Annotated in this window: 1 protein-coding gene; it reads left to right on the forward strand. The window is 70.3% G+C overall.

What is annotated here, in order from left to right:
* A partial coding sequence (locus AAEY75_RS16585; RefSeq protein ID WP_352260258.1) for a hypothetical protein occupies window positions 1-246 on the forward strand: 246 nt, incomplete at both ends.

Here is a 246-nt window from a genome sequence, read left to right on the forward strand (position 1 = left end):
GTCTGACGCTGGGCGGCACGGGCACCGAAACGCTGACCGGCGCGAACACGTATTCGGGCGGCACGAACCTCACCGGTGGCGGCACGCTGGTCGCGGGGAATAACACGGCGCTCGGTACCGGCGTGCTGAATGCGAGCGGTGCGGGCGGCACGCTGGCTGCCGGCACGCCGGGCACGACGTTGAACAACACGGTGAACCTCGGTACGGGATCGACGCTGACGGTCGGCGGCGCGAACAACCTCGGCC

Origin of the sequence: Psychrobacter sp. TB55-MNA-CIBAN-0194, assembly GCF_040309505.1 — a bacterium.
Classification (GTDB): domain Bacteria; phylum Pseudomonadota; class Gammaproteobacteria; order Pseudomonadales; family Moraxellaceae; genus Psychrobacter; species Psychrobacter fozii.